Raw genomic sequence first — 22,097 nt, forward strand, 5'->3', positions numbered from 1 at the left:
GCGATGCGGCCCCTTCTAGATGACGCTGAGCAATCAGCCACGCGGCTTGCCGCGGCCACGGCCTGCCGGCTTGTCCGCCTCTGGCTTGGCTGGGCGCTTACGCATCTCGCTCGGACGCTCGGCAACCGTGCTGCTGCGTCCGCCCTTACGTGTCGCAGCGTCTTCACGCACCGGACGCTCACGTGCCGGACGTTCGGCCTGCCCCTCTTGGGCCTGCGCGGGACGCAGGGTCCGCACGCGCTCGCCACGACCCAGCGGGCGGGTGGACTTGCGCTGCATACGCTCGAGCTTGTCCTTGGCCTTGAGGTTCAACGCTGGCAATGCCACCGGCTGCAGGCCGACTTCGGCTGCCAGGATGTCGATCTCGCCCTGGGTCATTTCACGCCAGCGCCCCATCGGCAGGTCGGAATTGAGGAACACCGGACCGAAGCGCACGCGCTTCAGGCGGCTGACCACCACCCCCTGGGATTCCCACAGGCGACGCACCTCACGGTTACGACCTTCCATCACCACGCAGTGGTACCAGTGGTTGAAGCCTTCACCACCCGGGGCCTTCTGGATGTCGGTGAACTTCGCCGGGCCATCCTCGAGCATCACACCCGCCTTGAGACGATCGACCATGTCGTCGTCGACCTCACCGCGCACACGCACCGCGTATTCACGGTCCATCTCGTAGGAGGGGTGCATCAGGCGGTTGGCCAGTTCACCGTCGGTCGTGAACAGCAGCAGGCCGGTGGTGTTGATGTCCAGACGACCGATATTGATCCAACGCCCTTCTTTCGGACGCGGCAAGCGGTCGAACACGGTCGGACGGCCTTCCGGGTCGTCGCGGGTGCAAATCTCGCCGTCAGGCTTGTTGTACATGATCACCCGGCGGGTGGCCTCGGCGGCCTCCACGCGCTTGATCAGCTTGCCGTCGACGGCAATGGCATCGTGCAGGTCGACGCGCTGGCCAAGGGTGGCCTCGACGCCGTTGACCTTGATACGACCCTGGCTGATCCAGGCCTCGACGTCACGACGCGAGCCGACGCCGATACGCGCCAGCACCTTCTGCAGCTTTTCGCCGGACGGCGGGGTGGGTTGGGTTTCTTGCAGGTCTTGGTCACTCATCTGGGCACCTCCCGGTGTAAGTAGTGAAAATCGTTTTTTTGGCGACGGATGCGCCAAAGGGGCGCGCATCATACGCGGTTCGGTGGACGAACGCACTGGAGACTAGCGGGTTTTCTCGACGGGGCTGTGAGTTTCCGCCCGAAGGTGCTGCATCCCCTTCACGAGCAGCCTCGCTGTATCTGTACAGGGTTACCCGCGAACGAGCCAGAACGGTCTACGGCTCAGGCTCATCCTCGACATTGGCAGCCTCATCTCGCACATCATCGAAATCGGTCTTGAGCCCCTCCTCCATCGCATCGAGTTCCACCAGCAGCGTACGGAAGCTGGTCTCCTCTCGCGGCGGCGCCTCGCCCTCCTCGTCCGCGCCCAGGCTCGCATCGGCCAGCGCCTGCAAGTGCGCAGGCACCGGCGCGTCATCCGGATCCAGCAACGGCTCGGTGTCCATCTCGCGCAGTTCGGCCAGGGCCGGTAACTCATCCAGACTCTTGAGGTTGAAATGATCGAGCAATGCCTTGGTGGTAGCGAACATCGCCGGCCGACCGGGCACCTCGCGATAACCGACGATACGGATCCACTCACGCTCCATCAGGGTCTTGATGATGTTGCTGTTCACGGCCACACCACGCACATCCTCGATCTCACCGCGGGTGATCGGCTGGCGATAGGCGATCAGCGCCAGGGTCTCCAGCAGCGCGCGGGAATAGCGCTGCGGACGCTCTTCCCACAGGCGGCCGACCCAGGGCGCAAAGTCCTCGCGGATCTGCAGACGGTAGCCGGTCGCCACCTCCTTGAGCTCGAAGGCGCGGCCATTGCAGGACTTGGCCAGGATCTCCAACGCTTTCTTGAAGACCGCAGGCGCGGGACGCTCGGCCTCTTCGAGCAACTCGTAGAGGCGCTCGAGCGACTGCGGCTTGCCAGAGGCCAGGAGGAAGGCTTCGATCAGCGAGGCCAGATCACGGGGTTCGTTCAGGTTCATCGGTAGGAAAGGCTTGCTCGTGGTCACTCGGCCCGGGCGCGGACATGGATCGGGGCAAAAGGCTCATTCTGCACCAGTTCGATGAGCGATTCCTTCACCAGTTCGAGAATCGCCATGAAGGTGACCACCACCCCCAACTTGCCTTCCTCGACGGCAAAGAGCTCGATGAACGGCACGAAGCCGCCACCCTTGAGGCGTTCGAGCACTTCGCTCATGCGCTCGCGGGTCGACAAGGTCTCGCGGGTGATCTGATGGCTTTCGAACAGGTCATTGCGCCGCATCACCTGGGCCATGGACAGCAGGATTTCCTCCAGGGAAACATCGGGCAACAGCTTGCGGACCTTGGCCTGCGGCGCCTCCAGGCGCGGTACGACGATCTCCCGACCTACCCGCGGCAGCTCGTCGAGACCTTCGGCGGCGGCCTTGAAGCGCTCGTATTCCTGCAGTCTGCGGATCAGCTCGGCACGCGGGTCGCCTTCTTCCTCCTCGACTTCACTGGAGCGCGGCAGCAACATGCGCGACTTGATCTCGGCAAGCATGGCGGCCATCACCAGGTACTCGGCGGCCAGCTCCAGGCGTACGCTCTTCATCAGCTCGACGTAGGACATGTACTGGCGAGTGATCTCTGCCACGGGGATGTCGAGGATGTCGATGTTCTGTTTGCGGATCAGGTACAGCAGCAGGTCCAGCGGGCCTTCGAAGGCTTCGAGGAACACTTCCAGGGCATCGGGAGGGATGTACAGATCCAGCGGCAGTTCGGTCAGGGCCTCGCCATAGACCAGCGCCAATTGCAGCTGTTGCGGCGCCTCGCTGTCGGCGGCCAGGGCCTCGGCGTCCTGCACCTGGCTCACGCGGGTGCCAGGAAGGGCGCGGGATCGCCACAGCCAACGCGGATGACTTCCGGCTCATCGCCTTCCAGGCTGATCACCGTGGAGGCCTTGAGGTCACCGAAGCCGCCATCGATGATCAGGTCCACATGATGCTCCAGACGCGCACGGATCTCGTAGGGGTCGGTCATCGGCTCTTCGTCACCGGGCAGGATGAGGCTCACGCTCATCAAGGGCTCGCCCAGCTCTTCGAGCAGTGCCCGGGCAATGGGGTTGGACGGGACCCGCAGGCCGATGGTGCGACGTTTTTCATGCATCAATAGCCTGGGCACTTCCCGCGTGGCGTTGAGAATGAAGGTATAGGGCCCGGGAATGTGCGCCTTGAGCAGACGGAAGGTGGCTGTGTCGATCTTGGCGAACAACCCCATCTGCGACAGGTCGCAGCACAGCAGCGTGAAATTGTGGTTCTTGTCCAGCTGGCGCAGCCGTCGGACCCTCTCCACGGCGGTCTTGTCACCGATCTGACAGCCCATCGCATAGGCCGAGTCGGTCGGATAGACCACGACACCGCCTTTGCGGATGATCTCGACGGCCTGTTTGATCAGGCGCGCCTGCGGGTTTTCCGCATGAATCTGGAAAAATTGGCTCACGTAGTCGTCCTGTTCATACCGCCATAGGCTGTTCATGGCTGAATCGGCGCCACAAAGGTGGCAGATCCTCGGGCAATGGCCGATAGGCACCGATCTCGCCCCAGGTGCCGGGGCCGTGGAAGTCACTGCCGGCACTTGCCAGCAGGCCGAACTCACGGGCGAGGATGGACATCGTGCCCACCTGTTCGGCCGGCATCATCCCGTTGACCACCTCCAACGCCTGCCCGCCTGCCTGAATATAGTCTGCAATCAGCCGTCTGCGCTTACTGCGGGTCAATTCGTAATGCATGGGATGGGCCAGGCTCACCCAAGCGTTGGACCGACGCAGCGTGGCGACGGTTTCCTCCAGGGTCGGCCAGTGCAGCTTGACGTCGCCCAGCTTGCCGGCGCCCAGCCACTTGCGAAACGCCTCGCCGCGGTCCTTGACGTGGCCAGCACGCACCAGGAACTCGGCAAAGTGCGGACGCGCCGGGGCGTTGCCGCTGTCACCCAGCTCCTGCTGCACCGCCCTGGCGCCTTCGAGCGTGCCGGGCATGCCCTTGGCCGCGAGCCGTCGGTCGATTTCCTCGGAGCGCAACCAGCGGCCACGGTGCAAGGCCTCGATAGCCTCGAGCAGCGGCGGTGCGTCGAGCGGGAAGTCATAGCCCAGCACATGGATCGTGGCGCCACCCCAGGTGCAGGATAGCTCCACCCCACTGACCCAGCGCATGCCGTTGGCGTGGCAGGCCTGACGCGCCTCGGCCAGGCCTTCGATGGTGTCGTGGTCGGTCAGTGCCAACGTCTGCACCCCATGCTCGTGGGCCCGGGCGACCAGGGCCGAAGGCGACAAGGCGCCGTCGGAGGCCGTGCTGTGACAGTGCAGATCAACATTCATGGAGGAGCGCTTTCGCTGGAATCGATGTTTGTTATTATGCCGTCACATCCCGCTTCTGGCTGCCACTGTGAAACAATTCATCGATTTCATCCCGCTGTTGCTGTTCTTCATCGTCTACAAACTCGACCCGCGCGCGGTCGAAATCGCTGGCCACAGCGTCGAGTTCGGCGGCATCTACAGCGCCACGGCAGTGCTGATCCTCGGTTCCCTGGTGGTCTATGGCGCGCTGTTCCTGCGCCACGGCAAGCTCGAGAAGGGCCAGTTGCTGACCCTGGTCGCCTGCCTGGTATTCGGTGGCCTTACCCTGGCCTTCCATAGCGAAACCTTCCTCAAGTGGAAAGCGCCGGTGGTGAACTGGCTGTTCGCCCTGGCCTTCGCCGGCAGTCACTTTGTCGGCGACCGAGTCCTGATCAAACGCATCATGGGCCACGCCCTGAGCCTGCCGGATGCTATCTGGACGCGCCTGAACCTGGCATGGATCGGGTTCTTCCTGGTGTGCGGCGCCGCCAACCTGTTCGTCGCGTTCACGTTCCAGGACTTCTGGGTCGACTTCAAGGTGTTCGGCAGCCTGGGCATGACCGTGATCTTCCTGGTGGCCCAGGGCGTGTATCTGTCGCGCCACCTGCATGACAGCGACCCCTCCACTTCCAAACCTAAGGATTGACATGCTCTACGCCATCATCGCAAGCGACGTCGAAGGTTCCCTGGAAAAACGCCTGGCGGCCCGTCCGGCGCACATCGAGCGCCTGCAGCAGCTCAAGGCCGAAGGCCGTGTGGTCCTGGCCGGCCCGCACCCGGCGATCGACAGCAACGACCCAGGCGCCGCAGGCTTCACCGGCAGCCTGATCGTCGCCGAATTCGACTCCCTGGCCGCCGCCCAGGCTTGGGCCGATGCCGACCCGTACATCGCTGCCGGCGTGTACGACAAGGTCGTGGTCAAGCCTTTCAAGCAAGTCCTGCCTTGATTGGGGGCGGGCCTCATGGCGTGATCATGAGGCCCGCACTCATCTATTACGACCTGCGGCCGACAACCTTCTGAACCGATAGGAATCAGGAGTTCCAATGCGCCGAGGTCCGATGTCCCTGCTGCTTTGCCTGCTGTCGCTGTCCCCTTTTGCCATTGCCGAAGAACCACTGTCGTTGACCGCTGCCGCGCAGATCACCGAACTGCAGCAACGCCTGCAGGACAGTGAGCAGCAACGTGCCGCGCTCAACCAACAACTGCAAGACACCCAGAGTGAGCAGGACAATGCCCAGCTCGCACGGCTGCGCCAGGAAAACCAGCGCCTGAAGCTTTCGCTCAAGGAGTTGCAGGCCAGCGCCCCGGTCCCGCTGCTCAGCGACCAGCAGCTGTGGTTCGTGATCGGTTCGGCCGTTGCACTGTTTTCGGCTGTCTGCGGTATCTTAGCCAGTGGCGGACACAGAAGACGCCGTCAATGGTTGAATTGAGTGAGTCATGAGCGAGCTGTTACTGATTGATGATGACCAGGAACTCTGCGAGCTGCTCGGCAGCTGGCTGAGCCAGGAAGGGTTCACCGTACGTGCCTGCCATGACGGCCAGAGCGCGCGCCAGGCGCTGGCCGCCCACGCGCCGGCGGCCGTGGTGCTGGATGTAATGCTGCCTGACGGCAGTGGCTTGGAGCTGCTCAAGCAACTGCGAACCGAGCATGCGGAACTGCCGGTGCTGATGCTTTCGGCCCGCGGCGAGCCTCTGGACCGCATTCTGGGCCTGGAGCTGGGCGCCGATGACTACCTGGCCAAGCCCTGCGATCCACGCGAGCTTACCGCCCGTCTGCGCGCGGTGTTGCGCCGCAGCCACCCGGCTACCGGCAGCACCCAGCTCGAAGTCGGCGACCTGACCTTCAGTCCTGTGCGGGGCGTGGTCAGTGTCGATGCTCGCGAAATGACCCTCACGCTTTCCGAAAGTCGCATTCTCGAGGCACTGCTGCGCCAGCCTGGCGATCCACTGGACAAACAGGAACTGGCGCAGATCGCCCTGGGCCGCAAGCTGACCCTCTATGACCGCAGCCTGGACATGCATGTGAGTAACCTGCGCAAGAAGGTCGGCCCGCACCCTGATGGCCGCCCTCGTATCGTTGCCCTGCGCAGCCGCGGTTACTACTACAGCCTCTGAGCGGCGAGCTGCAAGAAGGCCCTCTTCCACCACGGTTCGGTCTTGTAGCTCGCAGCTCATAGCTTGTAGCTCGAACCTTTACCAAGTCTTTACGCTCACCTGACCGCCCTTGACCTTGCTTTCCCTAGACTGGGCTCATCCGGTAACCACCGGCCCATGAAAGGAGAAACACCATGCGCAAGACCCTTATCGCCCTGATGTTCGCCGCCGCCCTGCCAACCGTGGCCATGGCCATGCCCGAAGGCGGTCCGCACCACGGTGGCTGGCATCATCGCGGTGACGCGCCTTTCGCCCAACTGGACCTGAGCCGCGAGCAACGCCAGCAAATCGGCAAGCTGATGGGCGATCAAATGAAGCACCGCCGCGACATCACCGAACGCTACATCGCCAAGCTGCCGGCTGCCGACCAGAAAGCCATGAAAGACGAGATCAAAGCCAGCCACGACAAGACCCAGGCCGATATCCGCGCCCTGCTCAAGCCTGACCAGCAGAAGAAGTTCGACGAACTGCAAAAGGAACGCGCCACCCGTAAAGCCGAGTGGCAGGAGTTCCAGGCCTGGAAAGCTGAAAAAGGCACCAAGGCCCAGTAAGCTGACAGCCCCGCGCCCGACCCGCCTCCCAGCGGGCCGGGCTTTTCTTGTTTTCAGGAGGTGCTCTTGCGGTCATTGTTCTGGCGCATCCTGGCCAGCTTCTGGCTGGCCATCGCCTTGGTCGCAGGTTTATCGATCCTGCTTGGCCACATGCTCAACCAGGATGCCTGGATCCTCAGTCGCCATCCGGGCCTCAATACCCTGGCCAGCCGCTGGACCCAGCACTATGAGCAAGAGGGTCTGGAGTCCGCACAGCGTTTTCTGGAGCGGCGCAAGCACCGCTTTGGCATCGATGTACAGGTGCTCAACGACAGTGGCGAGGCCGTGGTGCCGGGCACTTTCCCGCGTCGCGCCGCCGCCTTCGAGGCGCATCAGCACAACGACCAGCGCCGCCTGCCTTGGCGTCGTCTGACCCAGGAGTACACCAGCCCTGACAGTGGCGAGACCTACCTGCTGATCTACCGCATTCCGCACCCAGCGCTCAATGCCTGGCACCGCGAAAGCCTGCTGTGGCCGCTGAGCGCCTTGGGGATCGCCCTAGTTGTGCTGACGCTGTTCAGCCTGTTCGTCACGCTGTCCATCACGCGCCCGCTGAGCCGGCTGCGCGGTGCGGTGCACGACTTGGGGCAGACCAGTTATCAGCAGAACAGCCTGGCGCGACTGGCGTCCCGGCGTGACGAGTTCGGCGTACTGGCCAATGACTTCAACAAGATGGGTGCGCGCCTGCAAAGCCTGATCGGCAGCCAACGCCAGCTGCTGCGCGACGTTTCCCATGAACTGCGCTCACCGTTGGCGCGACTGCGCATCGCCCTGGCCTTGGCCGAGCGCGCTGAGCCTGAGCAGCGCCAGGCCCTGTGGCCGCGCCTGACCCGCGAGTGCGATCGCCTGGAAGACCTGATCAGCGAGATCCTGGCCCTGGCCCGGGTCGACGCCGAGCAAGCCCATGCCGAGCCGGTGGACCTCAACGCGTTGCTCGGCAGCGTGCGCAAGGACGCCCAGCTCAGTGCCCCGGAGCAGGAGATACGCCTGCAGGCGGCACCCGGCCTGACCTTGCAAGGCTGGCCCACACTGATCGAGCGCGCGGTGGACAACCTGGTGCGCAATGCCTTGCGCTTCAACCCGGCAGGTCAATCGATCGAGATTCATGCCGAACGTGAGCAAGGGCGCATCGTCGTGAGTGTGCGAGACCATGGTCCTGGCGTGGCCGAGGAGCACCTGGCGCAACTGGGCGAGCCGTTTTTCCGCGCGCCTGGGCAGGAAGCGCCCGGGCATGGATTGGGCCTGGCCATCGCCCGGCGAGCGGCGGAGCGACATGGCGGAAGTCTGGTGCTGGGCAATCACCCGCAGGGCGGGTTCGTTGCGACGCTGGAGCTGCCCTGCGACCTCGTCGTGGGCTGACAGGCCTTTCTCCTCGCGGCACAAGGCCGCTCCTACACAGGCCTGTAGAAACGGCCTTGTGCCGCGAAAGGGCCGCGCAGCGGCCCCAATGAATCACTCGCCCCAGGTGCTGACGAAATCGGCAGTCACCAGAACAGGCGCGGTACGTGGCTCGGCCATGGGGGTACCGACATACAGGTAGCCAATCAGCTCTTCGTTCGCGGCAAGCCCCAGCCCCTGATGCACATGAGCATCAAATGCCATGTCGCCAGTGCGCCAGACCGCGCCGATCCCCTGGGCGTGGGCGGCGATGAGGATGCCATGGGCCGCGCAACCGGCTGCCAGGCGCTGCTCGGACTTGGGCACCTTGAAATGGTCCTGCAGGCGCGCCACGACCACGATCAGCAAGGGCGCCCGCAGCGGCATGGCCCGCGCCTTGTCCAGCGCCGCCTGGCTGGCATCACCCTTTCTCTGGACCGCTTCGGCGAACAGCTCTCCGAGCTTTTCGCGGGCCGCGCCCTCGATGGTCAGGAAGCGCCATGGGCGCAGCTGGCCGTGGTCCGGGGCGCGCAAGGCCGCTTGGAACAGCGCTTCGCGCTGGGCGGCATTGGGCGCCGGGTCGGTCAGGCGTGGCACGGAAACACGGTTGAGCAATGCGTCGAGAGCCTCCATGGGCTACCCTCCTGGCAGATTGAAAAAGTGCGGCCATTCTCAAGCTGCACGCCACAGGCTGCAAGCCGCAAGAAAACATCCTCTCACGCTTACCGCTTGCAGCTTGGCGCCTGCGGCTTAAAATGGCGCCCTTTACGTTTCGAGTCAGAGCAGATCACATGGCGTTGCCGACCTTAAGGATCATTGGTTTCATCATCGGCATCTTCCTGATCACCCTGGCAGTCAGCATGGTCGTGCCCATGGCGACCCTGGTGGTCTTCGAACGCACCGGCGACATGCCTTCGTTCCTCTGGTCGAGCCTGATCACCTTCATCGCCGGCCTGGCGCTGGTCGTCCAGGGACGGCCCGAGCATGTCCACCTGCGTCCTCGCGACATGTACCTGCTGACGGTCAGCAGTTGGCTGGTGGTGTGCGTGTTCGCCGCCCTGCCGTTCCTGCTGACCCAGCACATCAGCTACACCGACGCCTTCTTCGAAAGCATGTCCGGCATCACCGCCACCGGCGCCACGGTGCTCAGCGGGCTGGACACCATGTCACCCGGCATCCTGATGTGGCGCTCGATGCTGCACTGGCTCGGTGGTATCGGCTTCATCGGCATGGCGGTGGCGATCCTGCCGCTGCTGCGCATCGGTGGCATGCGCCTGTTCCAGACCGAATCCTCGGACCGCTCCGAAAAGGTCATGCCGCGATCGCACATGGTCGCCAAGTCGATCGTGGCGGTGTATGTCGGCATCACCGTATTCGGCAGCCTGGCGTTCTGGTGGGCAGGCATGCGGCCGTTCGACGCCATCAACCACGCCATGTCGGCGATCTCCACCGGCGGGTTCTCCACCTCCGATCAATCCCTGGCCAAGTGGGACATCCCGGCCGTGCACTGGGTGGCGGTGGTTGTGATGATCCTGGGCAGCGTGCCGTTCACCCTGTACGTGGCCACCCTGCGCGGCAACCGCAAGGCGTTGATCCGCGACCAGCAGGTCCAGGGCCTGCTCGGCTTGCTCGTGACCACCTGGCTGGTGCTAGGCACCTGGTACTGGGCCACCACCAATCTGCATTGGCTCGACGCTCTGCGCCACGTGGCACTGAACGTCACGTCGGTGGTCACCACCACCGGCTTCGCCTTGGGTGACTACAGCTTGTGGGGCAACTTCTCGTTGATGCTGTTTTTCTATCTGGGCTTCATCGGTGGATGCTCCGGCTCCACCGCCGGCGGCATCAAGATTTTCCGTTTCCAGGTCGCCTACATCCTGCTCAAGGCGAGCCTCAACCAATTGATTCACCCTCGCGCGGTGATCAAGCAAAAGTACAACGGCCACCGTCTCGACGAAGAGATCGTGCGCTCGATTCTGACTTTCTCGTTCTTCTTCGCCGTCACCATCTGTGTCATCGCCCTGCTGCTGTCCTTGCTGGGCGTGGACTGGATGACCGCCCTGACCGGCGCGGCGGGCACCGTCTCCGGCGTCGGCCCGGGCCTGGGCGAGGTGATTGGCCCTGCCGGCAACTATGCGACCTTGCCGGATGCGGCCAAGTGGATCCTCTCAGGCGGCATGCTGCTCGGCCGGCTGGAGATCATCACGGTGCTGGTGTTGTGCATGCCGGCGTTCTGGCGTCACTGACCGGCTCTGCCTCCCGGCGGGCACGGTACTCGCTGGGTGTGACATCGAACCAGCGGCGGAACGCCCTGTAGAAGTTGCTCGGGTCGGCAAATCCCAGCAGATAGGCAGTTTCCAGCAAGGTCATGCCGGGCTGGGCCAGGTACTGCTCGGCCAGTTCCCGGCGGGTGTCGTCGAGCAAGGTCTGAAAGCTGGTGCCCTCCTCCTGCAAGCGACGCTGCAAGGTGCGCTGGGACAGGTGCAACGCCTGCGCGAGGGTTTCGCGCTTGGGCTCGCCCTGGGGCAGAACGCGGCAAAGCACCTGGCGGACCCTATGGGTCACCCGGCTTTCCGAGAAGCGTGCCAGATACTCCCCGGCAAAGCGGTCGTGCAGCACGGCCATGGCCTCGTTGGCCGTCGGCAGGGGAGCCTCCATGTCAGCCCGCTCGAACACCAGCGCGTCATGGGGCGCACCGAACACCAAGGGCGCGTGGAACGCCGCCTTGTACGGCTCGATGTTCTTCGGCTGAGGCCCTTGGATCAACACCCGGCGCGGCTGGATAGAGCGGCCGCTGAGCCAGGTACACAAGGACAACGCACAGGCCAGCGACGCCTCGGCGCTATGGCGGGTGGGTGGCAGGTGGTCGCCATGCACGGTCAGCACCAGCGAGTAACCTTCCGGCCCCAGGCAAAAGCTGAGGTCGGCGCTCTCGGCAATGATTCGCTGATAACGCACCAGGCGTTCGAAACCCTCGGCCAGGGTACGGCTGGACATCAGCGCATACCCCACCACATGGAACGACGCTGGGCGCACCACCCGGGCCATGTTCAGCCCGATCGCCTCGTTGCCTGAAAGCTCCACCGCCAATTGCCACAGACGAGTCATGGCGTCCTGGGGAAAGCGCGCGTCAGGATCGTCGAGGGCGGCGAAATCCAGCCCGAGCTGTTTGAACATGGCTTGGCAGTCGAGCCCTTCCAGCTCGAGCGCTTTGACAATCCCTGATGCCCAGCTGGCTGACGTGGTTCTCTCGCTCATGGCAGGCTTCTTGTGCTGACCGCTTCATGCGGCGAATCGAAAAGATACTCAATTGGCGCCTTTGGTCACTGGCCGGCCCCGACAATGACTCTAGACTCGATTCAGGCTCCGCGCCGTGTATCTGTTCACAACGCGAACCTAACGGGAGTACCGCCATGATCCCTGCCACGCAGTTTCGAAGTTTTGCCGAGTTCTACCCTTATTACCTGGGTGAACACAGCAACCCCACGTGCCGCCGCCTGCACTTCGTCGGCACCAGCCTGGTCATCGCCCTGCTCGCCTACACCTTCGCCAGCGGGCGCTGGCAATTGCTGCTGGCCGTGCCGTTCGCCGGTTATGGCTTCGCCTGGGTCGGTCATTTCTTTTTCGAGAAAAACCGCCCAGCCACCTTCACTTATCCGCTGTACAGCCTGCTGGGCGACTTCGCCATGTTCCGCGACATCCTGCGCGGCAAGATCAGCCTCTAGAAAGCACCGGGGCGACTAGGCCGGTTCGCGCAGCGCAGCCAAGCGGTCAGCCTCGCGGGCCTGGGCCTCGGCCAGGCGATAAAGCTCGATCTGCCCATCCCAGTGCTCGATCAGCGCCGTGCATGACTCCACCCAGTCGCCGCAATTGAGGTATTGCACCTCCCCCACCTGACGGATCTCGGCGTGATGGATATGCCCGCAGACCACCCCCTGGAAGCCCCGCCGGGTGCATTCATGGGCAATGGCGTCCTCGAAGTCGCTGATGAAGTTCACCGCGCCCTTGACCTTGTGCTTGAGGTACGCCGACAACGACCAATAGCCGTAGCCATAGCGAGCTCGCCAGTGGTTGAGCCAGCGGTTGAGCACCAGGGTGAACTCGTAAGCCCGGTCTCCCAGGAATGCCAGCCAGCGGTGGTAGCGGGTGATCACATCGAACTGGTCACCGTGGATTACCAGCAGGCGCCGGCCATCGGCGGTCAGGTGCTCGGCCTCGTCCACCAGATGGATGTTGCCCAGCATCAGTTTGGAGTAACGGCGCAGGAACTCGTCATGGTTGCCGGTGACGTAGATCACCTCGGTGCCGCGCTTGCTCAGGGTGAGCAGCCGACGGATGACATTGGTATGGGCCTGGGGCCAATAGATGCCACCGCGCAGCTTCCAGCCATCGATGATGTCACCGACCAAGTAGATGCGGTCGGCCTGATACCCCTTGAGAAACTGCGACAGGTGTTCTGCCTGGCAATCGCGGGTGCCCAGATGCACATCGGAAATCCACAAGGTGCGCACACGTTGCTTGCGTGACGGGCGGGCGAGTTCGGCATGGGTCATGGGCAGGCTCCTGCGCTGTTTGCTGGAGACTGGCAGTTGTGGATGACAGGTTGGTGGCAGCGGCGTGACGGCTGATCGCCTGCCAACCCTTGGCGATCATGGGGCCGATCGCAGGCGCCCACAAAATGGCGCGACCCTGCGGCAGCGGGCGTGTACCGCGATCGGGCTGCAAAGCCGCCCCAGGTGTGTACACTGGCGCCCTGCCCCGCGAGGAAATACCCATGACCGCCGGCCCCATCCTCTCCCTGCGCCACTACCGCCATGACCTGATCGCCCACAGTCACGACCATTCACAACTGGTGTTTGGCCTGGGGGGACACCTGGATTTCGAGGTTCAGGGCCATGGCGCGCAGGTCCAGCGCCAGGGCCTGATGGTGGTGCCGGCCGGCGCTCATCACACCTGCGGCAGCCCAGCCGGTAGCGATTGCCTGGTGCTGGATGTTCCCGACGCACACTGGTTGCACGAGCAATTGGGCCGCCATGCCGATGCCAGCCGCCGCCTGCTCGATCGACCTGGCCCCCTGAGCCTGGACAACCGCCAGCAGCAATTGGTCGACTGGCTCGCCAGCAGCCCGGTGGATGATCCATTGATCGCCCAGCAAGGGGCGGTCCTGCTGCTGGCCAGCCTCAATGCGCAAACCGTGCCGGCACCCGTCCAGCGGCACCTGCCCTACGCGGCATTCGACGCACATATCGAGCAGCACGCCGCTCACCCGCTGCAGGTAGCGGACCTGGCGCGCCTGGCAGGCTTGTCCAGCGCCCGCCTGCATGCGCGCTTCGCCAGCGAATGTGCCATGACGCCGATGGACTACATTCGCCAACGGCGCTTGCTCAAGGCGCGACATTTGCTGCAACAGACCGGCCTGCCGATCGGCGAAATCGCCGCGCAGGTTGGCTACAGTTCCCAGAGTGCGTTTTCGGCCGCCATGCGCCGTGACTTTGGCCGCTCACCCATGGCCTTGCGCCGCGAGCCTGACGACAACTGACGCGAGGATCGCGACAGACAGCACGCGACAGCCCTCGTAGACTGGCCCTTGAATATCGAGCCCGCGAGAGAGTCGCTGGCCTTGCGGCCCATCGCGCGGCAAGCCCGCGCCCACCGGTACGCCAACACGCGTGGGCCATTGTCATCACAAGGACTACCATGAACCACCGCACTGCCCTTGGCGCCCTGCACATCGGCGCCCTTTTCTTCGGCCTCACCGGCGTTTTCGGCAAGCTGGCGGCCAGTGCAAGCCCCACCATCATCGTCTTCGGGCGCGCCGCCTTCGCCGTGCTCGCCCTGGCGCTGTTCGCCACCCTCGCCGGCCCCGGCTGGCAACGCCTCGGCGCTCAGGATGTGCGCCGGCTGCTGCTTGGCGGCGTGCTCCTGGCCGGGCACTGGGTCAGTTTCTTCATCGCGGTCAAAGTCGGCGGCGTGGCCATCGCCACCCTCGGCTTCGCCAGCTTCCCCGCTTTCACAGTGATCCTCGAAGGCGTGTTGTTCCGCGAGCGCATCCGCCGCAACGAGGCTGTGCTGGTGATCCTGGTGAGCATCGGTCTAGTCCTGGTCACCCCTGCGTTCGACCTGCAAAGCGAAGCGACAGGTGGCCTGCTGTGGGCATTGCTTTCAGGGTTGCTGTTCTCGTTGCTGTCGCTGACCAATCGCGCCGGCTCTGGGCGCCTGCCGGCGGTACAGGCGGCGCTGTGGCAGAACCTGGTGGTCGGCCTGTGCCTACTGCCCTTCGCCGGCCCAGGATTGAACCAGGTAGCGACGATGGACTGGCTGTGGATCGGCCTGCTCGGCATCTTCTGTACCGGCGTGGCCCACAGCCTGTTCGTCGCCAGCCTGAGCGTGATCAAGGCGCGCACTGCCGCCGTGGTGTTCGGCATGGAGCCGGTCTATGGCATCGCCGTCGCCTGGGTGGTGTTCGCCGAAACGCCGACCCTGCGCATGCTGGCGGGCGGTGTCTTGATCATTTTCGCGATCGTGCTATCCAGCCGCATGGCCGCCGAGCAACCGCCCAAGCAGCGTCCATTGGTCGAAGGCGCCTGATCAGCGATCGTTATGGCCCAGGTCGCGCTGCGGGTCGATCTGATCGCGCAGCCGCTGCTTGAGCACCTTGGCCTCGGGGAAGCCACCATCGGCCTTGCGCTCCCAAAGCTGCACCCCATCGCAGGTGATGCGGAACACGCCACCAGTACCCGGTTCCAGGGCCACGCGGCCCAGGTCGTCGGCAAAGGTGCTGAGCAGTTCCTGGGCCAGCCAGGCGGCGCGCAGCAGCCACTGGCATTGCGTGCAATACGTGATGACGATTTCGGGCTTGGCCTGGGGCATGGCAACGCGTCTCCTTCGGGGATGAGCCGCTTATACTAGCGGTCTTTGACCACGGTTTTGAGACTCACGATGCGCCGCCTGCTGTTCTGCCTTTTGCTGACACTCACCAGCTTCACCGTCCTGGCCACTGAAGCCGCCCGGCCCAAGGTAGGCCTGGTGTTGTCCGGAGGCGCTGCCCGGGGCCTTGCCCATATCGGCGTGCTCAAGGCCCTGGAGGAGCAAGGCGTACGCATCGACGCTATCGCCGGCACCAGCATGGGCGCGGTGATCGGTGGGCTGTATGCCTCCGGCTACAGCGTCGAGGAACTCGAGAAGCTCGCCACCACGCTCGACTGGCAGCAGGCGCTGTCCGATGCCCCGCCACGCAAGGACGTGCCGTTCCGCCGCAAGCAAGACGACCGCGATTTCCTGGTCAAGCAAAAGCTCAGCTTTCGCGACGACGGCAGCCTCGGCCTGCCGCTGGGCGTGATCCAGGGCCAGAACCTCTCCCTGCTGCTGGAAAGCAAGCTGGCCCACACTGCCGACACCCGCGATTTCGACAAACTGCCGATCCCCTTCCGCGCCGTAGCCACCGACATCGCCAGCGGCGAGAAGGTGGTGTTCAGCCGCGGGCACCTGCCACAGGTGATCCGCGCCAGCATGTCGATCCCGGCCGTGTTCGCCCCGGTCGAACTCGACGGCCGTCTCTTGGTGGATGGCGGCATGGTCGACAACATTCCCGTCGATGTCGCGCGGGACATGGGGGTGGACCTGGCCATCGTGGTCGACATCGGCACCCCCTTGCGTGATCGCAAACAGCTGGCCACGGTGGTCGACGTGCTCAACCAGTCGATCACCTTGATGACCCGGCGCAACTCCGAGGAGCAACTGGCCAGCCTGCATCAGGACGACGTCCTGATCCAGCCTTCGCTCGCCGCCTTCGGCGTGACCGATTTCGGCCGTGCCCAGGACATGATCGATGCCGGCTATCGCGCCGCCCGGGCCATGGACAACCGCCTGGCCAGCCTGCGCCGTGACGAGGGCGACACAGGCCTTGCGGTGGCCCGTTCGCCACGCCAGCGCCGGCCGATCATCACCGCGATCAAGGTAGAGAACGATTCGAAGGTCAGCGACGACGTGATCCGCTACTACATCCGCCAACCCCTGGGCGCCCCTCTGGAGTTGGACCGCCTGCAGACCGACATGGGCACCCTGTACGGCCTGGACTACTTCGACCGGGTGCAGTACCGCGTGGTCCACAAGGGCGACGATAACACCCTGGTGATCAACGCCCGCGGCAAGCGTGGCGGCACCGACTACCTGCGTCTGGGCCTGAACCTGTCGGACGACATGCGTGGTGACAGCGCCTTCAACCTCGGCGCCAGCTATCGAGTCAATGGCATCAACCGGTTGGGCGCCGAGTGGCTGACCCGCGCCCAGATCGGCGACCAGCAGGAGCTCTACAGCGAGTTCTACCAGCCGCTGGATGTGGGCTCACGCTACTTCGTCGCACCCTATCTGGACTTCGGCTCACAGAACATCGAGGCGACCCTGGACAACGACCCGATCGCAGAATACCGCCTGGAGCGCTACGGTTTCGGCCTCAACCTCGGCCGACAGATCGGCACCTACGGCGAAGTGCGGGTGGGGGTGGGCAAAGCCTGGGGCGAGGCCGAGGTGCGCATCGGCGACCAGGACCTGCCCAGCGTCAGCTTCAACGAAGGCTTCTACGAACTGAAGTACTCCTTCGATACCTTCGACAATGTGTACTTCCCTCACAGCGGTGAAGACATCGGGCTGGCCTTGCGCAAGTATGACAGGTCCCTGGACTCGGACGACGACTACCGTCAATGGGAGCTCAAGCTGGACAAAGCCTTCAGCAGCGGGCCGCACAGCCTGGTGCTGGGCGGGCGCTACGGGCGCACCTTGGATGAGGCCCAGGTGGTGACCTCAAGCTTCGTGTTCGGCGGGGCCAGGCAGTTGTCGGGCTTTCGCCAGGACTCGGTGTCCGGGCAAAACATCAGCCTGATGCGTATGGTCTATTACCGCCGCCTCACGCCCCGCGCCTACCTGCCGCTGGACTTCCCGCTGTACCTGGGCGGCTCGCTCGAACGTGGCCGGGCCTGGAACAACGACAACGAATTCGACAGCGGGTACATCAATGCAGCGAGCATCTTCCTGGGCCTGGAAACACCGTTGGGGCCGTTGAACATCAGCTATGGAGCCAACGATGAGCATCAGAAGGCGGTGTACCTGAATCTGGGGCATACCTTCTAAAGCCAGTGGGGCCGCCTCGCGGCCCCACAGGGCATGAAGTCAGGATTTTTCGAGGTTGGCGAGAATCTTCGCATGCACTCGCATGCAGACTTCCAAGTCGGCCTCGTCGACCCCTGTGAACAACTCCAGGCGCAGGGCGTTGGCGATGGTCTCGATCTGCTCGATCAGCGGCTTGGCCGGCGGGCACAGCAAAATTTTCTTCGCTCGCCGGTCCTCCATCACCGCCTGACGCCGCACCAACCCCTGACTCTCCAGACTGTCGAGCAACCGCGCGAGCGTCGGTCCCTCGACCCCTACGCTCTGGGCCAGCTCACGCTGGGTCGGGGCCTCTTCGAAGCGGGCCAGGTGCAGCAGCACCAACCAGCGTGCCTGGGACAGGTTGAGGCCGGCAAGGCGGCGGTCCAGCTCGGCGCGCCAGCCACGGGACATCTGGGCCAGCTGCATGCCGAAGCGGTGTTGGTTATCGGTCAGGGGCATAAGCGACTCTATGAACAGAACTAATTATTAGCCAGCTAATCATGCCCGACGCCAACAGGCAAGGCTGCGGCGCGGGGGAATCTCCGATATTCGTCAAAAAGCGTGACGAGGGTCAGTCACAGCTCGAACTCCGCGGCCAGGGCCGCACGCACACAATGCAACACGCCTTCCGGTACACGCTGGCCGAACAACGGCGACACCACCGATACCGGCGGCAGTTCGCCCTCGCCGTCAAGGAAGGCATCCTGCACTTCCATCAGCAGGTCTTCAGGCAGGTCCAAGGCTTGCTCCAGGCTCAACTCCTGACGGCCAAGGGCCTCGGCCAGCAGGCTGTAGACGTTCTTTTCACTGCAATTGAGCTGGCCGGCGATCTGCGCCGGGGTCATGCCGGCACGGGCCAGACTGACCAGCTCGTGACGCAGGTCGAGCACCACCTTCGGCGCTTCATCCCCCGAGCCGCCATTGAGCACCCCAAGGAAGGCCTCGCCATAACGCTCCAGCTTGCGTGCACCGACGCCGCTGACCTGGGCCATGTCGCTGAGGCTGGTGGGTTGGCTGCGCAGCATTTCCAACAGGGTCGAATCGGGGAAGATGACATAGGGCGGCACGCTGTGCTCCTCGGCCAGCTTGCGCCGCAGGGCTCGCAGCGCCTCCCAGAGCTCGCGCTCCTCGGCACGTACCAGTTGGCTGGCAGGACTGCCGCCGCCAGGGGATTTGGCCACGGTCTGTGGTTTGAGGTCACGGCGCAATTGCAGGGTGACTTCACCTCGCAGCAACGGGCGGCAACTGTCGGACAACCGCAGCCCGCCATAACCCTCCAGGTCGATGTCGACCAGTGCGCGTGCCACCAGTTGGCGGAACAACGACCGCCACTCGTGCTCGCTCAGGGACTTGCCGACACCGAACACCGAAAGCTTTTCGTGGCCGAAATTGCGCACCTTCTCCGTGTCCTTGCCCACCAGCACATCGATCAGGTGGCCCACGCCATAGCGCTGACCGGTGCGGTACACCGCCGACAGCGCCTGGCGGGCGGGCTCGGTGGCATCCCAGGTCTGTACCTGGTCGACGCAATTGTCGCAATGGCCGCAGGGCTGTTCGAGCACTTCGTCGAAGTAGGCCAGCAGCGACTGACGGCGGCAGCGGGTTTCTTCGCACAGGGCCAGCATGGCGTCGAGCTTGTGCTGCTCGACACGCTTGTGACGCTCGTCGCCTTCGGAGTTCTGCAGCATCTGCTTGAGCATCACCATGTCTTGCAGGCCGTAGGCCATCCAGGCGTCCGACGGCAGGCCGTCACGGCCAGCACGGCCGGTTTCCTGGTAGTAGGCTTCCATCGACTTGGGCAGGTCAAGGTGGGCGACGAAGCGGACGTTGGGCTTGTCGATGCCCATGCCGAAGGCAATGGTGGCGACCATGATCAAGCCCTCCTCGTTGAGGAAGCGGTGCTGGTTGGCCGCACGGGTCTCGGCGGCGAGGCCGGCGTGATAAGGCAGGGCCGGGAAGCCCTGCTCACAGAGGAACGCAGCGGTCTCGTCGACTTTCTTGCGCGACAGGCAATAGACGATACCGGCGTTGCCCCGGCGCTCGCCGAGAAACGCCATCAACTGCTTGCGCGGTGCCTCCTTGGGCACGATGCGATAGAAGATGTTGGGCCGGTCGAAACTCGACAGGAATCGCTCGGCGCCCTGCAGGTGCAGGCGCTGGACGATCTCTTCGCGAGTACGCATGTCGGCCGTTGCGGTGAGGGCGATGCGTGGCACCTGGGGGAACAGCTCGGCCAGCTGGCCCAGTTGCAGATACTCGGGACGGAAGTCGTGGCCCCACTGCGAGACGCAGTGGGCCTCGTCGATGGCGAACAGGGCGATGTCCAGGGTACGCAGGAATTCCAGCATGCGTGGCTGCACCAGACGCTCGGGCGCCAGGTAGAGCATCTTCACCTCGCCACGACGCAGGCGACCGGCCAGCTCACGCTGTTGCTCGGCACTCAGGGTCGAATTCAGCGCAGCGGCTGCCACACCTAGCTCATCGAGGGTGGCAACCTGATCGTCCATCAGCGCGATCAGCGGTGACACCACGACGGCAAGGCCCGGGCGCAGCAAGGCCGGCACCTGGAAGCACAGGGACTTGCCACCGCCGGTGGGCATCAGCACCAGGGCATCGCCACCACTGGCCACGCATTCGATGATCGCTGCCTGGCGCCCCCGGAAACTGTCGTAGCCGAAGATGTCCTTGAGGACGCGCTGAGCCTGTTCGAGCATTGGAAACTCCAAAATCGCCGTACCATCCTGGACACAGGCTGGACGAAAAATCCGCTGGACACACTTGCCAATCCGTAAGCGGCTTTTGCCGGAATGCCGGGAAACGACACCCCTGGATGAAAAATCGCGCATTATACCCCACTGCCCGTTCATGCAGGATGCCTTGGCAGCTTCCCCGCGACAGACGTTCCCTTTGCCCCCCAGCCGCCGCAAGGTGCTAGAATTCGTTATCGTTTATTCCCCAAGGTAGCCCTGTAATGTCCTTCGCCGAGCAACTGACCCGCCTGCAAGCCTTCCTCGACGCCGACGAGCTGCACGAAGAAGCGCTGGACTACGTCGCCGCCCATGGCTACCTGACCGCGCTGTCGATCTGCTCCGAGGACGTTCCCGAGCGCGAATGGATCGACGCCTTGTTCGCTGAAGAGCCCCACTACACCAGCGACGCCCAGCGCACCGAGATCGAGGCGACCCTGGTGGCGCTCAAGGCGCATATCGGCCGTCAGTTGGCCAGCGACGACGAGTTCGAGCTGCCTTGCGACCTGGACCTGACCGACGAGCCGGACGACTCCGACCTGCGCGGCTGGTGCATCGGCTTCATGGAAGGGGTATTCCTGCGCGAGGAAGCCTGGTTCGAGAACGCCGAGGAAGAAGTCAGCGAAATGCTGCTGCCGATCATGGTCGGCTCGGGCCTGTTCGACGAGCAGCCGGAGTTCGAGGACATCGCCCGCAACGCCAGCCTGCAGGACGACATGATCGTGCAGATCCCCGAGGCGCTGACCGCGCTGTTCCTGCTGCTGCACGCCCCAGACGAGAAGCCTGCCCTGCTCAAGCCGCGCCACCACTAAGGTGGCCATGCGCTACCTGTTGCTGGCCATCGGCTGGCTCAGCGTTGCGCTGGGGGTGGTGGGGATTTTCCTGCCGGTACTGCCCACCACCCCTTTCCTGCTCCTGGCCGCAGCCTGCTTCGCGCGCAGCTCGCCGCGCTTTCACGATTGGTTGATCAACCACCCCAAGTTAGGCCCGTGGATCCGCGATTACCTCAGCGGCGAAGGCATCCCGCTCAAGGGCAAGGTCTATGCCATCGGCCTGATGTGGGCGAGTATCGGCCTGTCCTGCTACCTGGTGCCTCTGTTCTGGGCACGGGCCTTCATGCTCACCAGCGCCGTGCTGGTGAGCCTGTACATTCTCAAGCAAAAGACCCTGCGCCGGCCTGGTTGACGCTCAATCGCTGAGCAACGACGGCTCGGACTCCACCACCAGCAACAGGCAACCCCCAGGCGAACGCAGCCAGTGCTCGGAGCCTGCGGCATACACCAGACTGTCACCCGCGCGAAACACCTGACCGTCGACATCCATGACTTCACCTTCCAGCACCTGCAGCAATTCGGTGGCGGCATGTCGATGCGGCACCGAGCGGCTGCCGGGCGCCATTTTCATCCAGTAAGCCTGCCAGGAGCCGGTGTCGGCCAAGGTTTTCCAGCTGACGCCTTCCAGACGCTGACCGCCCAGGAGCATGGGCTGCCATAGGGCCTGGCTGGGGGAATGGGTTTCGCGTTGGGGCATGTGGGCTGACTCCGAGGTGGGCTCGAAGCACAGTCTATGAGGCTGAAGCAGGCCCGGCGCTGCAGGTGCGACCAGGGCATATGCCCAGGCGTCGCACGT

25 protein-coding genes are annotated in these 22,097 nt (G+C 64.1%); 13 read left to right on the forward strand and 12 right to left on the reverse strand.

Translation table 11 applies throughout. The features are described 5' to 3' along the window. Positions 1 to 33: 33 nt before the first annotated feature. The 5 genes from rluB to IEC33019_RS15855 form a co-directional block, all read right to left on the reverse strand. A complete protein-coding gene (rluB, locus tag IEC33019_RS15835; RefSeq protein WP_070092109.1) occupies positions 34 to 1,110 on the reverse strand; it encodes a 23S rRNA pseudouridine(2605) synthase RluB in 1,077 nt (358 codons plus the stop codon). A 214-nt stretch (positions 1,111 to 1,324) separates the two neighbouring features. Further along, positions 1,325 to 2,086 carry an SMC-Scp complex subunit ScpB gene (scpB, locus tag IEC33019_RS15840; RefSeq protein WP_070092110.1) on the reverse strand — a complete coding sequence of 254 codons (762 nt, stop codon included), beginning with the start codon at positions 2,084 to 2,086 and terminating at the stop codon, positions 1,325 to 1,327. 23 nt (positions 2,087 to 2,109) lie between these two features. Then, positions 2,110 to 2,808, reverse strand: coding sequence for a segregation and condensation protein A (locus IEC33019_RS15845; protein WP_170831758.1), 699 nt, complete (start codon positions 2,806 to 2,808; stop codon positions 2,110 to 2,112). Positions 2,809 to 2,933: 125 nt separating this feature from the next. Next, positions 2,934 to 3,563 (reverse strand): L-threonylcarbamoyladenylate synthase, encoded by a 630-nt coding sequence (locus IEC33019_RS15850; protein ID WP_070092138.1) that lies wholly within the window; start codon positions 3,561 to 3,563, stop codon positions 2,934 to 2,936. A 13-nt stretch (positions 3,564 to 3,576) separates the two neighbouring features. Continuing rightward, the gene (locus tag IEC33019_RS15855; protein ID WP_070092112.1) at positions 3,577 to 4,437 is read right to left on the reverse strand and encodes a PHP domain-containing protein; all 861 of its coding nucleotides are present in this window, start codon (positions 4,435 to 4,437) and stop codon (positions 3,577 to 3,579) included. A 67-nt stretch (positions 4,438 to 4,504) separates the two neighbouring features. Between IEC33019_RS15855 and IEC33019_RS15860 the strand changes: the two genes are divergently transcribed. The 6 genes from IEC33019_RS15860 to IEC33019_RS15885 all read left to right on the forward strand — a co-directional run bounded on the left by IEC33019_RS15860 (position 4,505) and on the right by IEC33019_RS15885 (position 8,559). Further along, entirely contained in the window at positions 4,505 to 5,101 is a 597-nt protein-coding gene (locus tag IEC33019_RS15860) for a septation protein A (RefSeq protein ID WP_070092113.1), read from the forward strand. Position 5,102: 1 nt separating this feature from the next. Then, positions 5,103 to 5,402, forward strand: a complete 300-nt coding sequence (locus IEC33019_RS15865) for a YciI family protein (RefSeq protein WP_070092114.1) — start codon at positions 5,103 to 5,105, stop codon at positions 5,400 to 5,402. A 97-nt stretch (positions 5,403 to 5,499) separates the two neighbouring features. Beyond that, entirely contained in the window at positions 5,500 to 5,886 is a 387-nt protein-coding gene (locus IEC33019_RS15870; protein WP_070092115.1) for a translation initiation factor 2, read from the forward strand. Positions 5,887 to 5,893: 7 nt separating this feature from the next. Continuing rightward, entirely contained in the window at positions 5,894 to 6,571 is a 678-nt protein-coding gene (locus tag IEC33019_RS15875) for a response regulator transcription factor (RefSeq protein WP_070092116.1), read from the forward strand. A gap of 173 nt (positions 6,572 to 6,744) precedes the next feature. After that, on the forward strand, positions 6,745 to 7,161 hold the full coding sequence (locus IEC33019_RS15880) for an LTXXQ domain protein (RefSeq protein WP_070092117.1): 417 nt from the start codon (positions 6,745 to 6,747) through the stop codon (positions 7,159 to 7,161). A 60-nt stretch (positions 7,162 to 7,221) separates the two neighbouring features. Continuing rightward, on the forward strand, positions 7,222 to 8,559 hold the full coding sequence (locus IEC33019_RS15885) for a sensor histidine kinase (RefSeq protein ID WP_070092118.1): 1,338 nt from the start codon (positions 7,222 to 7,224) through the stop codon (positions 8,557 to 8,559). A gap of 93 nt (positions 8,560 to 8,652) precedes the next feature. On the opposite strand, the gene IEC33019_RS15890 is transcribed toward IEC33019_RS15885, so the two are convergent. Continuing rightward, positions 8,653 to 9,210 (reverse strand): nitroreductase family protein, encoded by a 558-nt coding sequence (locus tag IEC33019_RS15890; protein ID WP_070092119.1) that lies wholly within the window; start codon positions 9,208 to 9,210, stop codon positions 8,653 to 8,655. A gap of 158 nt (positions 9,211 to 9,368) precedes the next feature. Here IEC33019_RS15890 and IEC33019_RS15895 point away from each other — a divergent pair, with 158 nt between their 5' ends. Then, the gene (locus IEC33019_RS15895) at positions 9,369 to 10,823 is read left to right on the forward strand and encodes a TrkH family potassium uptake protein (RefSeq protein ID WP_070092120.1); all 1,455 of its coding nucleotides are present in this window, start codon (positions 9,369 to 9,371) and stop codon (positions 10,821 to 10,823) included. Here the strand turns inward: IEC33019_RS15895 and IEC33019_RS15900 are convergent. Next, positions 10,780 to 11,835 (reverse strand): AraC family transcriptional regulator, encoded by a 1,056-nt coding sequence (locus IEC33019_RS15900; protein WP_070092121.1) that lies wholly within the window; start codon positions 11,833 to 11,835, stop codon positions 10,780 to 10,782. The two genes, IEC33019_RS15895 and IEC33019_RS15900, sit on opposite strands and share 44 nt — an antisense overlap. 155 nt (positions 11,836 to 11,990) lie before the next feature. Between IEC33019_RS15900 and IEC33019_RS15905 the strand changes: the two genes are divergently transcribed. After that, on the forward strand, positions 11,991 to 12,302 hold the full coding sequence (locus IEC33019_RS15905; protein ID WP_070092122.1) for a DUF962 domain-containing protein: 312 nt from the start codon (positions 11,991 to 11,993) through the stop codon (positions 12,300 to 12,302). A 15-nt stretch (positions 12,303 to 12,317) separates the two neighbouring features. Here the strand turns inward: IEC33019_RS15905 and IEC33019_RS15910 are convergent, their stop codons facing one another. Next, positions 12,318 to 13,130: a UDP-2,3-diacylglucosamine diphosphatase gene (locus tag IEC33019_RS15910; protein WP_070092123.1), complete on the reverse strand. Its 813-nt coding sequence runs from the start codon at positions 13,128 to 13,130 to the stop codon at positions 12,318 to 12,320. Between the two features lie 221 nt (positions 13,131 to 13,351). Here IEC33019_RS15910 and IEC33019_RS15915 point away from each other — a divergent pair, with 221 nt between their 5' ends. After that, positions 13,352 to 14,116 (forward strand): AraC family transcriptional regulator, encoded by a 765-nt coding sequence (locus IEC33019_RS15915; protein WP_070092124.1) that lies wholly within the window; start codon positions 13,352 to 13,354, stop codon positions 14,114 to 14,116. A gap of 158 nt (positions 14,117 to 14,274) precedes the next feature. Further along, positions 14,275 to 15,165, forward strand: coding sequence for a DMT family transporter (locus tag IEC33019_RS15920; RefSeq protein ID WP_070092125.1), 891 nt, complete (start codon positions 14,275 to 14,277; stop codon positions 15,163 to 15,165). Here IEC33019_RS15920 and IEC33019_RS15925 read toward each other — a convergent pair whose 3' ends face one another. Continuing rightward, positions 15,166 to 15,447, reverse strand: a complete 282-nt coding sequence (locus IEC33019_RS15925; protein ID WP_070092126.1) for a SelT/SelW/SelH family protein — start codon at positions 15,445 to 15,447, stop codon at positions 15,166 to 15,168. Between the two features lie 69 nt (positions 15,448 to 15,516). On the opposite strand from IEC33019_RS15925, the gene IEC33019_RS15930 reads away from it, so the two are divergent. Continuing rightward, complete coding sequence (locus IEC33019_RS15930; RefSeq protein ID WP_070092127.1) at positions 15,517 to 17,703, forward strand: patatin-like phospholipase family protein; 2,187 nt, start codon at positions 15,517 to 15,519, stop codon at positions 17,701 to 17,703. A 39-nt stretch (positions 17,704 to 17,742) separates the two neighbouring features. Here the strand turns inward: IEC33019_RS15930 and IEC33019_RS15935 are convergent, their stop codons facing one another. Both IEC33019_RS15935 and recQ read right to left on the reverse strand, forming a co-directional pair. Beyond that, on the reverse strand, positions 17,743 to 18,180 hold the full coding sequence (locus tag IEC33019_RS15935; RefSeq protein WP_070092128.1) for a MarR family transcriptional regulator: 438 nt from the start codon (positions 18,178 to 18,180) through the stop codon (positions 17,743 to 17,745). A 116-nt stretch (positions 18,181 to 18,296) separates the two neighbouring features. Beyond that, a complete protein-coding gene (recQ, locus tag IEC33019_RS15940; RefSeq protein ID WP_070092129.1) occupies positions 18,297 to 20,435 on the reverse strand; it encodes a DNA helicase RecQ in 2,139 nt (712 codons plus the stop codon). 257 nt (positions 20,436 to 20,692) lie between these two features. On the opposite strand from recQ, the gene IEC33019_RS15950 reads away from it, so the two are divergent. Together IEC33019_RS15950 and IEC33019_RS15955 are read left to right on the forward strand one after the other, a co-directional pair. After that, entirely contained in the window at positions 20,693 to 21,280 is a 588-nt protein-coding gene (locus IEC33019_RS15950) for a YecA family protein (protein ID WP_070092130.1), read from the forward strand. Positions 21,281 to 21,287: 7 nt separating this feature from the next. Then, positions 21,288 to 21,653 (forward strand): YbaN family protein, encoded by a 366-nt coding sequence (locus tag IEC33019_RS15955; protein ID WP_070092131.1) that lies wholly within the window; start codon positions 21,288 to 21,290, stop codon positions 21,651 to 21,653. Positions 21,654 to 21,656: 3 nt separating this feature from the next. Here IEC33019_RS15955 and IEC33019_RS15960 read toward each other — a convergent pair whose 3' ends face one another. Then, positions 21,657 to 21,998, reverse strand: coding sequence for a cupin domain-containing protein (locus IEC33019_RS15960; protein ID WP_081337439.1), 342 nt, complete (start codon positions 21,996 to 21,998; stop codon positions 21,657 to 21,659). Positions 21,999 to 22,097 lie beyond the last annotated feature (99 nt).

The organism is Pseudomonas putida (assembly GCF_002741075.1).
Taxonomy (GTDB): domain Bacteria; phylum Pseudomonadota; class Gammaproteobacteria; order Pseudomonadales; family Pseudomonadaceae; genus Aquipseudomonas; species Aquipseudomonas putida_T.

Bases quoted from the DNA above. Each gene is read 5' to 3' on its own strand.
- rluB (WP_070092109.1), bottom strand. From the start codon at position 1,110: ATGAGTGACCAAGACCTGCAAGAAACCCAACCCACCCCGCCGTCCGGC.
- scpB (WP_070092110.1), bottom strand. From the start codon at position 2,086: ATGAACCTGAACGAACCCCGTGATCTGGCCTCGCTGATCGAAGCCTTC.
- IEC33019_RS15855 (WP_070092112.1), bottom strand. From the start codon at position 4,437: ATGAATGTTGATCTGCACTGTCACAGCACGGCCTCCGACGGCGCCTTG.
- IEC33019_RS15865 (WP_070092114.1), top strand. From the start codon at position 5,103: ATGCTCTACGCCATCATCGCAAGCGACGTCGAAGGTTCCCTGGAAAAA.
- IEC33019_RS15870 (WP_070092115.1), top strand. From the start codon at position 5,500: ATGCGCCGAGGTCCGATGTCCCTGCTGCTTTGCCTGCTGTCGCTGTCC.
- IEC33019_RS15875 (WP_070092116.1), top strand. From the start codon at position 5,894: ATGAGCGAGCTGTTACTGATTGATGATGACCAGGAACTCTGCGAGCTG.
- IEC33019_RS15880 (WP_070092117.1), top strand. From the start codon at position 6,745: ATGCGCAAGACCCTTATCGCCCTGATGTTCGCCGCCGCCCTGCCAACC.
- IEC33019_RS15890 (WP_070092119.1), bottom strand. From the start codon at position 9,210: ATGGAGGCTCTCGACGCATTGCTCAACCGTGTTTCCGTGCCACGCCTG.
- IEC33019_RS15895 (WP_070092120.1), top strand. From the start codon at position 9,369: ATGGCGTTGCCGACCTTAAGGATCATTGGTTTCATCATCGGCATCTTC.
- IEC33019_RS15900 (WP_070092121.1), bottom strand. From the start codon at position 11,835: ATGAGCGAGAGAACCACGTCAGCCAGCTGGGCATCAGGGATTGTCAAA.
- IEC33019_RS15905 (WP_070092122.1), top strand. From the start codon at position 11,991: ATGATCCCTGCCACGCAGTTTCGAAGTTTTGCCGAGTTCTACCCTTAT.
- IEC33019_RS15910 (WP_070092123.1), bottom strand. From the start codon at position 13,130: ATGACCCATGCCGAACTCGCCCGCCCGTCACGCAAGCAACGTGTGCGC.
- IEC33019_RS15915 (WP_070092124.1), top strand. From the start codon at position 13,352: ATGACCGCCGGCCCCATCCTCTCCCTGCGCCACTACCGCCATGACCTG.
- IEC33019_RS15920 (WP_070092125.1), top strand. From the start codon at position 14,275: ATGAACCACCGCACTGCCCTTGGCGCCCTGCACATCGGCGCCCTTTTC.
- IEC33019_RS15925 (WP_070092126.1), bottom strand. From the start codon at position 15,447: ATGCCCCAGGCCAAGCCCGAAATCGTCATCACGTATTGCACGCAATGC.
- IEC33019_RS15930 (WP_070092127.1), top strand. From the start codon at position 15,517: ATGCGCCGCCTGCTGTTCTGCCTTTTGCTGACACTCACCAGCTTCACC.
- IEC33019_RS15935 (WP_070092128.1), bottom strand. From the start codon at position 18,180: ATGCCCCTGACCGATAACCAACACCGCTTCGGCATGCAGCTGGCCCAG.
- recQ (WP_070092129.1), bottom strand. From the start codon at position 20,435: ATGCTCGAACAGGCTCAGCGCGTCCTCAAGGACATCTTCGGCTACGAC.
- IEC33019_RS15950 (WP_070092130.1), top strand. From the start codon at position 20,693: ATGTCCTTCGCCGAGCAACTGACCCGCCTGCAAGCCTTCCTCGACGCC.
- IEC33019_RS15955 (WP_070092131.1), top strand. From the start codon at position 21,288: ATGCGCTACCTGTTGCTGGCCATCGGCTGGCTCAGCGTTGCGCTGGGG.
- IEC33019_RS15960 (WP_081337439.1), bottom strand. From the start codon at position 21,998: ATGCCCCAACGCGAAACCCATTCCCCCAGCCAGGCCCTATGGCAGCCC.